This is a genomic window from Azospirillum oleiclasticum, assembly GCF_013423485.1.
In the GTDB taxonomy this organism is placed as follows: domain Bacteria; phylum Pseudomonadota; class Alphaproteobacteria; order Azospirillales; family Azospirillaceae; genus Azospirillum; species Azospirillum oleiclasticum.
In genome coordinates this window covers 21,991-35,210 of record NZ_JABFFR010000057.1, presented here as the reverse complement: position 1 = coordinate 35,210, position 13,220 = coordinate 21,991, and the positions used below count along the sequence as shown (strand labels likewise).

The 13,220-nt window shown below is 68.0% G+C and carries 14 protein-coding genes; 12 read left to right on the top strand and 2 right to left on the bottom strand.

Features of this window, described 5'->3' with window-relative positions; translation table 11 throughout:
• Positions 1 to 344: 344 nt before the first annotated feature.
• The gene (locus HL658_RS34250; RefSeq protein ID WP_180286672.1) at positions 345 to 1,109 is read left to right on the top strand and encodes a GntR family transcriptional regulator; all 765 of its coding nucleotides are present in this window, start codon (positions 345 to 347) and stop codon (positions 1,107 to 1,109) included.
• On the opposite strand, the gene HL658_RS34245 is transcribed toward HL658_RS34250, so the two are convergent.
• Together HL658_RS34245 and HL658_RS34240 are read right to left on the bottom strand one after the other, a co-directional pair.
• Positions 1,012 to 1,416 carry a fumarylacetoacetate hydrolase family protein gene (locus HL658_RS34245; RefSeq protein WP_180286673.1) on the bottom strand — a complete coding sequence of 135 codons (405 nt, stop codon included), beginning with the start codon at positions 1,414 to 1,416 and terminating at the stop codon, positions 1,012 to 1,014. The genes HL658_RS34250 and HL658_RS34245 overlap by 98 nt on opposite strands.
• Before the next feature lie 16 nt (positions 1,417 to 1,432).
• Positions 1,433 to 1,810 carry a nuclear transport factor 2 family protein gene (locus HL658_RS34240; RefSeq protein WP_180286674.1) on the bottom strand — a complete coding sequence of 126 codons (378 nt, stop codon included), beginning with the start codon at positions 1,808 to 1,810 and terminating at the stop codon, positions 1,433 to 1,435.
• A gap of 242 nt (positions 1,811 to 2,052) precedes the next feature.
• Here HL658_RS34240 and HL658_RS34235 point away from each other — a divergent pair, with 242 nt between their 5' ends.
• The 11 genes from HL658_RS34235 (at position 2,053) to HL658_RS34185 (ending at position 13,219) form a co-directional block, all read left to right on the top strand.
• Complete coding sequence (locus HL658_RS34235; protein WP_343055422.1) at positions 2,053 to 3,240, top strand: amino acid ABC transporter substrate-binding protein; 1,188 nt, start codon at positions 2,053 to 2,055, stop codon at positions 3,238 to 3,240.
• Between the two features lie 52 nt (positions 3,241 to 3,292).
• Positions 3,293 to 4,174, top strand: a complete 882-nt coding sequence (locus tag HL658_RS34230) for a branched-chain amino acid ABC transporter permease (protein ID WP_246338229.1) — start codon at positions 3,293 to 3,295, stop codon at positions 4,172 to 4,174.
• Entirely contained in the window at positions 4,171 to 5,121 is a 951-nt protein-coding gene (locus tag HL658_RS34225) for a branched-chain amino acid ABC transporter permease (protein WP_180286676.1), read from the top strand. The genes HL658_RS34230 and HL658_RS34225 overlap by 4 nt, the downstream gene beginning before the upstream one ends.
• The gene (locus tag HL658_RS34220; RefSeq protein WP_180286677.1) at positions 5,118 to 5,837 is read left to right on the top strand and encodes an ABC transporter ATP-binding protein; all 720 of its coding nucleotides are present in this window, start codon (positions 5,118 to 5,120) and stop codon (positions 5,835 to 5,837) included. The genes HL658_RS34225 and HL658_RS34220 overlap by 4 nt, the downstream gene beginning before the upstream one ends.
• Positions 5,827 to 6,561 carry an ABC transporter ATP-binding protein gene (locus HL658_RS34215; RefSeq protein WP_180286678.1) on the top strand — a complete coding sequence of 245 codons (735 nt, stop codon included), beginning with the start codon at positions 5,827 to 5,829 and terminating at the stop codon, positions 6,559 to 6,561. Before HL658_RS34220 ends, HL658_RS34215 begins: the two co-directional genes overlap by 11 nt.
• Before the next feature lie 8 nt (positions 6,562 to 6,569).
• Complete coding sequence (locus HL658_RS34210; protein WP_180286679.1) at positions 6,570 to 6,887, top strand: YciI family protein; 318 nt, start codon at positions 6,570 to 6,572, stop codon at positions 6,885 to 6,887.
• Positions 6,884 to 8,101, top strand: coding sequence for an NAD(P)-binding domain-containing protein (locus HL658_RS34205; RefSeq protein ID WP_180286680.1), 1,218 nt, complete (start codon positions 6,884 to 6,886; stop codon positions 8,099 to 8,101). The genes HL658_RS34210 and HL658_RS34205 overlap by 4 nt, the downstream gene beginning before the upstream one ends.
• A gap of 2 nt (positions 8,102 to 8,103) precedes the next feature.
• On the top strand, positions 8,104 to 8,880 hold the full coding sequence (locus HL658_RS34200) for a VOC family protein (RefSeq protein ID WP_211109923.1): 777 nt from the start codon (positions 8,104 to 8,106) through the stop codon (positions 8,878 to 8,880).
• 542 nt (positions 8,881 to 9,422) lie between these two features.
• A complete protein-coding gene (locus HL658_RS34195; protein ID WP_180286681.1) occupies positions 9,423 to 10,457 on the top strand; it encodes a putative 2-aminoethylphosphonate ABC transporter substrate-binding protein in 1,035 nt (344 codons plus the stop codon).
• 9 nt (positions 10,458 to 10,466) lie between these two features.
• Positions 10,467 to 11,531, top strand: coding sequence for a putative 2-aminoethylphosphonate ABC transporter ATP-binding protein (locus HL658_RS34190; protein WP_180286682.1), 1,065 nt, complete (start codon positions 10,467 to 10,469; stop codon positions 11,529 to 11,531).
• Positions 11,528 to 13,219, top strand: a complete 1,692-nt coding sequence (locus tag HL658_RS34185; protein ID WP_180286683.1) for a putative 2-aminoethylphosphonate ABC transporter permease subunit — start codon at positions 11,528 to 11,530, stop codon at positions 13,217 to 13,219. Before HL658_RS34190 ends, HL658_RS34185 begins: the two co-directional genes overlap by 4 nt.
• Position 13,220 lies beyond the last annotated feature (1 nt).

The window sequence follows — 13,220 nt, the reverse complement described above, 5'->3', positions numbered from 1 at the left end:
AAGCAGCCTGAATACAGTTGCCGGGAATCCCGGCGCGGTTCAGGCCAGACCTGCCCGGGACCAGACGAGCGACCCGGTTCCCACACCACGTCTCGGGACACGACCTGACTCTCAGGGCTCGCGGATGCTCGCGCGGGATTCCCGCCTTCGCGGGAATGACGGAAAGCCTACGATGGCAACGGACGTCGCTTCAAGCAATTGCCCTGCACGACACAGAGGGAGGACTTGCGCATTTTTCGCAGAAATATATATTATCGTAGCGGTTCCCGGGGGTGTCAGGCGACACGTCAGACGGCCCCCCTGACATCCCTCAAATCCCTTTCCTTCAAGGGAGGCAATTCCTCATGGCGCCAGAGGGGCAGTCCGGGACGTCGCTGGACAAGGGGCATAGCTTGGATCACAAATCGCCAACCCAATCGGAAATCGTTTATCAAGGGCTGCGGCGTGAAATTCTTGAATGCCGCCTCCTTCCCGGGGCGAAGATCAAGACCAGCTATGTCTGTGGGACCTATGGCGTAAGCCTTGGTGCCGCGCGCGAAGCGCTGCAGCGGCTCACCGCGGACGGCATGGCGACGTTGGAGGCGCAGAAGGGGTTCGCCGTCGCTCCGATCTCTTGGGAAGAGTTCGAGCAGTTGACGGAGACGCGCGCCGAGATCGATGCCTCCTGCCTGCGCAAGTCGATCATGCACGGTGATGTGGAATGGGAAAGCCGCCTTGTTGCGGCCCTGCACCGGTTGACGCGTCTGCATGATGCGGGACAGGGCAGCGGGCCGCAGGGTCCCGGACCCGCCTGGCTGGAGGCGCATGCGGAATTCCACCGCGCCCTGGTCGCCGCCTGCCCGAACCGCTGCCTGCTGGACCTCCGCGAGATGCTGTACCAACGCAGCGAGCGATATCGCTACTGGTCGGTTACGCTCAGCCTGACCCTGGGCAAGCGCAACGTGCGCGAGGAGCATATCCAACTCGCCGAACTGGCGCAGCGCCGCGATGCCGATGCCGCCTGCGTGGCGATCACCGAGCATTTCCTGAGCACGTCCGAGGCGCTTCTGGCCGCCGCCCGGGAAGCGGGAGAGGCCGCGATCCCACGATGGCGGGCGCGGAAGGGCTGACTCCCGCTCCCACGGGTTGTGCCTCGGTCACCACCCGGTTCTCGCTATGACCGGGACCGGGGATCACGACCCGCATCACGTCTCCCGGCGGCAGAAAAGCCGGCGGCACCTTCGCCACGCCCACGCCCGATGGCGTCCCGGTGGCCAGGATGTCGCCCGGCTTCAGCGTCATCATCTGCGATGGATGGGAGATCTGCTCCCGGATGTTGTGGATCGGCCGCGATGTGCGAGCGCGCTGCCGCGCGTCGCCGATGACCTTGCCGAGCCTCAAGACACCGTTGCCGCGCGAAAAGACTGCCAGGGGCATCGCATTCGCTCTTCCGTCAGCCGGAGACCGGCGCGTTGTGGCAGGTGGTCAGCAGCCATTCGCCACCCGACCGCTGCCATGTCTGGGTGGTGATGGCGCGCACCGCCATTTCCTCTCCGGTCGTGCGGATCGCGAGCCTTTGTGTCAGCGGCCCGATCATCACCGCGCTGTCGCCCCAGGTGCGGATGTTCAGCGGCCCGCGGGTGACCTGTCGGAACAGGTATGTGTCGCGGAAGCCGGCCATGAAGCCGATCTTGTCGTCGATCCGGCCGTTCAGGTGGATATGGACCAGGTCAGCGGCCAGCATCGCCTCCAGCGCACTGGCGTCCCCCGCCATCAGCGCGGCGCAGCGACGTGCCTCCGCCTCCTCCAATCGCGAAACCTCCGACGTCATCGCGTTCTCTCCGAGATTGCTCCGCCCCGCATCCTCGGCACCGGGCGCGCGGCCGTCAAGAAATATATATTTTTGTTGACGATATAGAAATTGTAGTCAATGATACAAAAAATGGCTGCCGCTCCGAACAGGAGGGTGACGGCCGGACATCGGGGAGGGTGCGAATGAACGGAAGAATGACGCGGCGGGGCTTCGGGCTTCTCGCCACGGCGGCCGCGGTATCGGCCGCGGCCGGACGGGGGGTGGCGCAGGCCCCCGCGGGTGAGCCGATCCGGATTGGGTTTTCGATGCCGCTCAGCGGTGCGCTCGCGGGGAACGGCCGTCCCGCACTTCTGGCCCAGCAGGTCTGGGCCGAAGACATCAACGCCCGCGGCGGGCTTCTGGGCCGTTCGGTCAAGCTGGTTTTCTACGACGACCAAAGCAACGGCGCCAATGTTCCGGGGATCTACACCAAGCTTCTGGACGTGGACAAAGTCGATCTGGTGATCTCGTCCTATGGCACCGCCCTGATTGCCCCAGCCATGCCCGTGATCATACGGCGCGGCATGGCTTTCGTCTCGCTTCTCGGATCGAGCACCAACGAGATGTTCAAATACGGCGGCACCGCCAACATCAGCCCGGTCGGCCGCAGGATGAATGTGGACTTCGCGAAGGGATTTTTCGAGATCGCCCGCGGCTTGAACCCGACGCCGGCCACGCTCTCCATCGCCGGCCTGGACAGCGATTTTTCCAACCGCGCGATGGAAAGCGCCCGCTGGCAGGCGCGGGAGCACGGCATCAGGGTGGTCTACGATCGCGCCTACCCGCCTTCGACGGTGGATTTCTCGCCCATCGTGCGCGCCATCCGGTCGGCCGCGCCGGACCTGGTGTTCTTCGCCTCCTACCCGCCGGATTCGGTGGGACTGCTGAAGGCGGCGGGCGAACTGAAGCTGACGGCGAAAATGCTGGGCGGCGGCATGGTCGGCCCGCAGGTGACGGCGATCAAGGCCCAGCTCGGCGCGCAGTTGAACAATCTCGTCTGCTGGGATGTCTACGCGCCGGAACCGACGATGACCTTCCCCGGTACCGCCGCCTTCCTCGACCGCTACCGCGCCGCTGCCGAGGCGAAGGGGGCCGAGACGCTGGGCCTTTACGCCCCGCCGCTGGCCTACGCGCAGATGCAGGTGCTCGAGCAGGCGGTGACGCGGGCCGGCTCGCTGGATCAGGCGGCCATCGGCGCGGCGCTGCATCGCGAGGCCTTCCCCACCATCATCGGCGAGCTGCGCTTCGACCAGACCGGCGAATGGGTGGAGGAGCGCAACATCTACATCCAGTATCAGGGCGTGACCGGCAACGATCTGGCGCAGTTCAAGCAGCCGGGCACGCAGGTGATCCTCTATCCGCCGCAATACAGATCGGGCCAGCTGCGCCCCGGCTTCCCCGCCGCCTGATGCGCCTGACGCTCTCTGCGGGGAGCCGGCCCCTTTCACGGATGGAGACGAGATGCTGGACCCTGTGCTGATCGCCAACGCGGTCGTGTCCGGCCTGTTGCTGGGCTGTCTTTACGCCATCGCCTCGATGGGGCTGGCGGTGTCATTCGGGATGCTGGATGTGGTGAACATCGCCCATCCCGCGATGATGGTGCTGGCGAGTTGCGTGATCGCCGCGCTGTGCGCCCCGACCGGGTTCGACCCGCTCCTGGCCGCCCTGCTGATCGCCCCCGTCTTCGGGCTTCTGGGGGCAGGGCTCTACCGGCTTTACCACCTGTACTTCGAGCGGCGCGGCGACGAGGCGATGCAGGGTCTTGCCTTCTTCTTCGGGCTGATGATCGTGATCGAGGTTTCCCTGGTTCTGGTCTACGGCGCCGACCAGCGCTGGGTCGAAACCGGTTATGGCGGGCTCAGTCTCGGCCTTGGTCCGGTCGGCCTGCCGCTGCGTATGCTGTTGCCTGCGCTGATGTCGCTGGCCTGCATCGCCGCGCTGCTTCTGTGGCTGCGCCGCAGCTTCACCGGCCGGGCGGTGGCGGCGGTGGCGCAGGACCGCGACGCGCTGCGCTTCCTTGGCGCGGACCCGATCCGCATCAAGACCGTGGCCTTCGGCCTGTCGGTGGCGCTCGCCGCCATCGCCGGGGGCTGCCTGATCGTGGTGCAGCCGGTGGATGCCCATTCGGGCCACGTCTTCATCGGGCGCGTCCTCGCGGTCGTCATCCTTGCCGGATTGGGCAGCCTGCCCGGGACGCTGGTCGCCGCGCTGGTTTTCGGCGTGATCGAGAATGTCACCGCCACGCTGTTCGGCCCGGCCTGGTCCCCCGCGGTGGCCTTCAGCCTGCTGCTGGCCGTCCTGGCGCTGCGCCCGCAGGGCATGTTCGGAAGGGCGCACGCATGAGCCGCCCCCTTCGCCTGAACGTGGGTCTTGCGGCCGCCGGGGTGGCGCTGATCCTCATCCTGCGGCTGATCGACAACGACTATGCCTGGTATACGGGCTATGTGATCCTGCAATATGTGCTTCTCGCCGTCGCCTGGAACATCCTGGCGGGCTATTCCGGCTATGTGAACTTCGGTACCGCCGCCTTCTTCGCCGCGGGGGCCTACACCACGATCCTTCTGACCAAGGCGCTGAATCTCGACCTGCTTGTCTGCGTGCTGGCGGCGGGGTTGGTCAGCGGCGCGCTGGGTCTCGGCATGGGCTGGCTGACGCTGCGGCTGCGCGGGGTCTATTTCTCGATCGCCACGCTGTCGCTGGCCGTGGTGCTGCAGACGCTGGTGGTGAACTGGCCGTATGCGGGCGGCTCCTCGGGCGCCTATACGATGCGCCCGCAGGGGTATGCCGTCTTCGGCAATTACAGCGAGTTCCTGTTCGTGCTGATGCTCGTCCTGGCGCTTGGCGGGATCGCCGTGGCGGCGGGGATCGAGCGGTCGCGCCTTGGCCTCGGCCTTGCCACCATCCGCGACGACGAGCGGGCCGCCGCCGCCGCCGGGGTGCCGACGCTGCGGCTGAAACTGATCGCCACGGCCATCAGCGGCGGGATGATGGGGATGGCCGGGGCGCCGTTGCCCTATTACGCCTCCTACCTCAACCCCGAGGCCGCGTTCTCGCTGACCCATACGATCAACGCCATGGCCATGACGCTGATCGGAGGCACACAAGGCTGGGTCGGTCCGGTGATCGGCGCGACGCTGCTGAGCACGCTGCAACAGGGCGCCACAGTGACGATTTCCTCGGCCGGGAACCTGCTCATCGTGGGCGGCGTCCTGATCCTGTTCGTGATGCTGGCCCCCAAGGGCATCCTCGGCCTGATCCGGGCCTGGCGCGGACGGGGCGACACGGCATGAACGCGGTCCTCGACGTGCGCGGCCTCGGCAAAACCTTCGGCGGCTTCACCGCGCTGAACGGCATCGCCTTGACCGTCGCCCCGGGCGAGCGGCTGGGGCTGGTCGGCCCCAACGGCTCCGGGAAAAGCACTTTCGTCAACTGCATCGCGGGGGATTTCCCCGACCATGCCGGCGTGGTGCTGTTCAGGAACCGGCCGCTGGCCGGGCTGAAGCCGCACGAACGGGCGCGGCTCGGCCTCAGCCGCACCTTCCAACTGCCCCGTCCGTTCCGCAGCCTGACCGTTCTGGAGAACGTGACGGTGCCGCTGCGGTTTTCCGTGCCGCCGCTGCCGGTGGCGGATGCCCGGGCCCGGGCCCGCGCGTGCCTGGAACGGGTGGGATTGCAGGACAAGGCCCATTCACACCCGCACAGCTTGACGCAGGTGGATCTGCGCAAGCTGGAGCTGGCGCGCGCGCTGGCGCCGGAGCCGGCGCTTCTGATCGCGGACGAGGTGATGGCGGGCCTGTCCCATTCCGAGGTGGACCAGATCCTGGATCTGCTTTTCGCGCTGAATGGGGACGGCACGGCGGTCATCATGATCGAGCACGTGATGCGGGCGATCACCGCCTTTTCGCAGCGTCTGGCGGTCTTCGTCGCCGGCCGGAAGATCGTGGAGGGCGACCCGCAGACCGTTCTGGCGACACCCGAGGTGGAGGCCGCATATCTTGGCACATGATGCGCTGGTCGTTCAGGGGCTGGATGCCGGTTACGGCGCGGTCCGCGTGCTGCACGACGTGTCGCTGCGGGTGCCCGAGGGGCAGATCGTGGCGCTGCTGGGCACCAACGGAAATGGCAAGTCGACGCTGATGCAGTCGATCCTGGGGCTGGTGAAGCCCACGCGCGGCACGGTTCGCGCCTGGCTGGACGGGCGCGAGGTGGATCTGACCGGGCGGGCGCCGGAGGAGATCGTCGATCTGGGCGTCGTGCTGGTGCCGGAGGGACGGCGCCTGTTCCGCGATCTGACGGTGGAGGAGAACCTTGTCCTCGGCGCTTGGCGGGCCGCCGCACGGCGCGAGATTTCGCACAACCTGCGGCTCTGCTTCGAGACCTTCCCCCGGCTGGAGGAACGGCGGCGGCAGCGGGTCGGCTCGATGAGCGGAGGCGAACAGCAGATGGTCGCCATCGGCCGGGCGCTGATGTCGGTGCCACGCATCCTTCTGGTCGATGAACCTTCGGTCGGCCTTGCGCCGATCATCGTCAAGCAGGTCATCGAGACCATCGGCAGCCTGAAGGCGAAGCTGGGCCTGACCGTGCTGATGGCCGAGCAGAATTTCACCCAGGCGATCCGCATTGCCGACCGCGGCTCGGTGCTGGTTCACGGCAGCATCGCCTTCGAGGGAGAGACCGCCGAAAGCCTCCGGGACAATCACCTCGTCCGGCAATTCTATCTCGGCACATAGGGGGGACCATGCTCTACAGCATCCACTGTCTCGACGGGGGCGACCGCGCGGGGTTGCGGGCCCGGAACCTTCAGGCGCATCAGGACTATCTGAAGGCCGCCACGGTGCGGCTGGTGGTGGCCGGGCCGCTGCTGGCCGAAGACGGCGAGACCGCCGTCGGCAGCATGTTCGTGATCGAGGCGCCCGACCACGCCACGGCCGAGGCGTTCAACCGCAACGACCCCTTCCACAAGGCCGGGGTCTGGGGGACCATCAGCATCCATCTGTTCAAGAAGCGCTGGGACGACCGCCTTGGCCCCGGCAGCCATGACGGAGCCAGCTCATGAGGCCCGGCATCGGCTGGATCGGGCTGGGCCATATGGGTTCGGTCATGGCACCGCGTCTGGCGGCTGTCGGTTGGACCGTCACCGGCTACGACCTCGACCCGGCGCGCGCGGCGGGATGCGGGGTGGCCGCCGCGGCCACGCCGGTGGAACTCGCGGCGGGGGCGGACGTGCTGATCTCCACGATCCCCGACGATGCCGCCTTTCGCGCGCTGCTGGCCGGGCTGGCCGGCGCACTGCGGCCCGGAACCACGCTGATCGACATGAGCACGCTGTCGCCCGATGCCTCGGCCCGGGCGGCGGACCTCCTGGACAAAGCGGGCGTGGCTTATCTGCGGGCGCCGGTTTCCGGCAGCACCGGTCTGGCGGCGGAGGGAGCCTTGAGCCTTTTCGTCTCGGGTCCGCGCGACGTGTTCGAGGCGCAGCACCCGATCCTCGAGGTTCTGGGCAAGCGCATCACCTGGCTTGGTCCGGCGGAAGAAGCGCGGGTGGCGAAGCTTGTGGTCAACTCGCTGGTGGGATCGATGAACGGGGCGCTGGCCGAGGCGCTGGCCCTGGCCGAAGCGTGCGGGTTGAACCGCCCCGCGGTGATCGATCTGATCGCCGGGAGCGCCGCGGCCTCGCCCTATATCGCGTCGAAGGTGGAAAAGCTGAAAGAGCGGGACTGGACCCCGGCCGCGTCGATCAGCCTGATCGCCAAGGATCTGGACCTGGTGCTGGCGCTGGCCGAGGCGCGGGGATTGGCGATGCCGCAGGCGGCGCTGAACCGGGCCCGCCTGGCCGAGGCCGAGGCCCTGGGCTGGGGCGGGCGCGACATGAGCGCGCTCGCGGCGCTGCCCACGCGGGAGCCGGCGGTCACCATTGCCGCGCTGGAGGACGAACGCTACGCGGCGATGCTGGCCGGCGACATCGCGACGCTCGACCGTCTGCTGGATACGACGCTGCGCTACATCCATTCCAGCGGTGGCACCGACAGCAAGGAAAGCTACATCGCCGGCTTCGCCAGCGGACATGTGCGCTATCGGCACGTCACCCGAAGCGGGCAGTCGATCCAGGTTTCGGGCGATGCCGCGCTGGTGCTGAGCCGCCTGGGGATCGACATCCTCGTGGGTGGAAAGCCGAAGCGGATCGAGGCGATGGCGATGGCGGTCTGGTCCCGGACCTCGGGGCGATGGCGGCTGATCTGCGTGCAATCGGCGCCGGCGGGACAATCATAGCCATGGCGCAGATCGACGCGGGAATGCTGCAGAAGTCAGCCACCTGGGCGGAATCGGGGCGCTCTCCGCCGCAGTGGTGCGACGCGATCCCGGCGTGTCGGCTACGACACGATGCTTCCGGGAGTGAAAAGCCATACCGGGCCGCGACCAGAGGCGGTTCCACATCTGACAACAAGGAGGAAACCATGAACGATATCAAGCAAATCGAGGAACGGCCCATCCTGCATCACGTCACCTTGAAGACCACCCGGATGGAGGAGATGCTGGCCTGGTACAGGGCGGTGGTTGGCTGCGTGCCGAACTTCAGGTTCGAGGGCGGGGCTTGGACGACCAACGATACCGCAAACCATAGGGTCGCCCTGTTGCAGACTCCGGCGATCCGCAACGACCCTGACAAGCTGCATCATGCCGGGATGCACCACATGGCGTTCGAATTCGCGACGCTCGACGGGCTGCTGGCAAATTACGCCCGTTTGGCCGAGGCCGGCATCCTTCCCCATGCCTGCCTCGATCACGGCCTGACTACCTCGTTCTATTACGAGGACCCGGACGGCAACAGTGTCGAACTGCAATGCGACAATTTCGGCAACTGGAACCTGTCCAGCGAGTGGATGCGCACCTCCCAGGAATTCGTGCGCAACCCGATCGGCGAGGAATGCGATCCGCCGAAGATGATCGCCGCTCGGAAAGCGGGCATGTCCGTGGCCGAACTGCACCAGCGGACCCGTGCGGGCGAGTTCCGTCCCGCCGTACCGGGCGATCTGCATCTGCCGGTGTGATGCCATGCGGAAGATCGCGGTCGTGCCCCGCGGGGTGATGTAGCTGTGGGGAACCGGCCCGCCGAAGCGCCCCCATGGCTGGCGTAGGCGGGCCGGTTCCCCACAGCCGCGGCGGCCATCGTGGTTCTTCGGTGGAGTCTGGTCACCACACCTCGACCCGACCGATGGGGTGAGGTGATGTGGTGGACGGCCCCTTGCGCACGATGACCAGGATCTTGCAGCCGGCGATCGTCCAGCTACGGGGCGTTGGCCAGGATCCAGCGGACGATGGACGTGTGATCGACGGTCACGCGGCGGTCGTCGATCGGAAACAGCGGGTGTCAGCCTACCGCCGGCAGGATCACCGTCGACGCGAGCCGCCGAAATGGCCGACGTTCCACCCGGTCGCCGCCCCGGCGCAAACACTGCAACAGAAGCCGCGCAAACGTAACCAAAGCTTAACGCGTCGTCCGCGCGCTCCGGCGGTACAAGACGCGGGGTGACGGGGTCTTGGCGCAAGGGCCGGCCTCCACCGCCGAGACTTCGGGAAACGGGAGCAACGCATGACCCTTCGAACCGCGCTGGCCGGGGCCGCCGGCATCGCCATCGCCGCCGGGTTGGGGCTGTCCGCCGCCCAGGCCGCCACCAAGCTGACGGTCTACACCGCGCTGGAGAACGAGCAGCTCGCTCCCTACAAGAAGTCGTTCGAGGCCGACAACCCCGGCATCGAGATCGAGTGGGTCCGCGACTCCACCGGCGTCGTGACCGCCAAGCTGCTGGCCGAGAAGGACAACCCCCGCGCCGACGCGATCTGGGGCTTGGCCGCGTCGAGCCTGATGATCCTCGACGCGCAGGGAATGCTGCATCCCTACGCGCCGAAGGAGGCGGGCGCTCTGAAGCCGGCCTTCGTCGATGGCAAGACCCCGCCGGCCTGGGTGGGCATGGACGCCTGGATGGCGGCCATCTGCTTCAACACGGTGGAGGCGGAGAAGCGCAAGCTGCCCAAGCCCGCCTCCTGGGCGGACCTGCTGAAGCCGGAGTACAAGGGGCAGGTGGTGATGCCCAACCCGGCGTCGTCCGGTACCGGCTTCCTGGCCGTGTCGGGCTGGCTGCAGACCATGGGGTCCGACAAGGGCTGGTCCTACATGGACCGGCTCAACGACAACGTCGCCGTCTACACCCATTCCGGCTCCAAGCCCTGCCGCATGGCGGCGTCCGGCGAGTACGCCATCGGCATCTCCATCGAGTACACCGGCGCCCAGCAGAAGACCAAGGGTGCGCCGATCGACGTGATCCTGGCCGCCGAGGGCGCCGGCTGGGAGATGGAGGCGACCGCCATCGTCAAGGGCACCAAGAACCTGGACGCCGCGCAGAAGCTGGCCGACTGGGCCGCGACCAGGAAGGCGAACGAGCTGTACGTCAACTTCTACCAGGTCACCGCGCACCCCGGCGTCACCAAGGACACGCCCAACTACCCGAAGAACGCCGAGGCGTCGATGATCAAGAACAACGACTTCGCCTGGGCCGCCGCCAACCGCGACGCCATCCTGGCGGAGTGGGGCAAGCGGTACAACGCCAAGTCCGAGCCGAAGAGCTGACGCACCGCCATGTCGCCGCTTCCGTATCTGCGCCTGACCGGCATCACCAAGACCTACGGCGGCTTCACGGCGCTGAAATCCGTGTCGCTCGACGTGCGGCGGGGTGAGTTCCTGTGCTTCCTCGGCCCGTCCGGCTGCGGGAAGACCACGCTGCTGCGGGTGATCGCCGGTCTTGACCCGCAGACGGAGGGGCGCGTGGAGCTGGACGGGCGCGACGTGTCGCGCCTGCCGCCCTCGGCGCGCGATTACGGCATCGTGTTCCAGTCCTACGCCCTGTTCCCCAACCTGTCCGTCCACGGCAACGTGGCGTACGGGCTGAAGCTCAAGCGCGACGCCGAGCGGGCGCGGGTGGAGGAGCTGCTGGCGATGGTCGGGCTGCCCGGCTCCGGGGCCAAGTTTCCGGGCCAGCTCTCCGGCGGCCAGCAGCAGCGGGTGGCGCTGGCCCGCGCGCTCGCCCCGGCGCCGGGGCTGCTGTTGCTCGACGAGCCGCTGTCGGCGCTCGACGCGCGCGTACGCCTGCATCTGCGTCGGCAGATCCGCGATCTGCACCAGCGGCTCGGCATCACCACCATCATGGTCACCCACGACCAGGAGGAGGCGCTGACCATGGCCGACCGCATCGTTGTGATGAACAACGGCGTGATCGACCAGGTGGGCACCCCCGACGACATCTACCGCCGCCCCGCCAGCCGCTTCGTCGCCGATTTCGTGGGCGCCATGAACATGCTGCCGGGGGTGGTGGCGGAGACGGGGCGCGTCCGGCTCGGCGGCCTCGACCTGGAGTGCGAGGCGGACGCGGTGCCGGGAGCGGCCGTGACCGTCTGCCTGCGACCGGAGGACGTGCAGGTGCGCGCCCCCGCCTGGGTCAACCGGCTGGACGCGGTCATCGAGACCATGGAGTTCCTGGGGCCATTCCACCGCGCGCGGCTGGCGGTGGAGCCGCTGGGCGAGCAGCGGCTGACGGCCGATCTCTCCGCCAACCTCGTGCGCGACCTCGACCTCGGCGCCGGGCGCCGGCTGCCGGTGTCGCTGCCGCGTGAGCGGCTGCGCGTCTTCGAGGCGGCGGGCGCATGACCACGGCGGCGCTGCCCGGCGGCCGCCCGGTCCGCTGGGGCGAGGCCGGGATGCTGGCCGCGGGGCTGGTGTCGCTCACCCTGCTGCTGGTGGTCTTCGTGGTGCTGCCGCTGGGCGCCATCCTGGTGCGCAGCCTGTACGACCGCAACGACGCCTTCGTCGGCCTCGCCAACTTCGCGGCCTTCCTTCAGACGCCGGCGCTCACCGTGTCGGTGTGGAACAGCGTGGCCGTGTCCGCGCTGACCACGACCATCGTGGTGCCGCTGGCCTTCGCGTACGCCTTCGCCATCACGCGCACGGCGATGCCGGGCAAGGGGCTGTTCAAGGCGCTGGCGCAGATTCCCATCCTGGCGCCATCGCTGCTGCCGGCGATCGCGCTGGTCTATCTGTTCGGCAACAAGGGCGTCCTGCGCGACCTGATGATGGGCCACAGCATCTACGGCCCGATCGGCATCGTGATCGGGGAGGTGTTCTACACCTTCCCGCACGCGGTCATGATCCTGACGGTCGCCCTGTCGACCGCCGACGCCCGCCTGTACGAGGCGGCGGAGGCGCTGGGCGCCGGGCGGTTGCGCCGCTTCCTCACCATCACCCTGCCGGGCGCGCGTTACGGCCTGATCAGCGCCGTCTTCGTGGTGTTCACGCTGGTCATCACAGACTTCGGCGTGCCCAAGGTGATCGGCGGCTCCTTCAACGTGCTCGCCACCGACGTCTACAAGCAGGTGGTCGGGCAACAGAATTTCGGCATGGGTGCTGTGGTCGGCATGGTGCTGCTGGTGCCGGCGGTGCTGGCCTTCGTCGCCGACTGGATCGGGCAGAAGCGCCAGATGGCCCTGCTGTCCGCCCGTTCCGTCCCCTATGCGCCGCGGCGCCGGCCGGCGGGCGACGGGCTGGCGCTGCTGTTCTGCGCGCTGGTGGCGGGGTTGCTGCTGGGCATCCTGGGCATGGCGGGCTTCGCCTCGCTCGCCACCTTCTGGCCCTACGACCTGACGCCGACGCTCGCCAATTACGACTTCGCGCAGTTCGACAGCGCGGGCTGGAGCAGCTATTGGAACAGCCTGCGCCTGTCGGTCTGGACGGCGGTGGTGGGAACCGCCGTGGTGTTCGTCGGAGCCTGGCTGATCGAGCGCAGCCCGGCGGCACGGCCTTTGGCCGCGGTGGCGCGGATGGCGGCCATCGTGCCGCTCGCGGTGCCGGGGATGGTGCTGGGGCTCGCCTACATCTTCTTCTTCAACGCACCCTGGAACCCGCTGGGCTGGCTGTACCACGGCATGGCGATCCTGGTGCTGTCCACCGTCGTGCATTTCTACACGGTCAGCCATCTGACCGCGGTCACCGCGCTGAAGCAGCTCGACCGCGAGTTCGAGGCGGTGTCGGCCAGCCTGAAGGTTCCGGTCTGGACCACCTTCCTGCGCGTCACCGTGCCGCTGTGCCTGCCGGCGATCCTGGACATCGCCATCTATTTCTTCGTCAACGCCATGACCACCGTGTCCGCCGTGGTCTTCCTGTACGCCCCCGCGACCAAGCCGGCGTCGGTCGCGGTCCTCAACATGGACGACGCCGGCGAGGTGGCGGGGGCCGCCGCCATGGCGATGATGATCGTCTACACGTCCGCCGGCGTGCGCGCGCTCCACGCGGTCCTGTCCTGGGTCCTGCAGAGGCGCACACAGGCGTGGCGGGCGCGGTAGG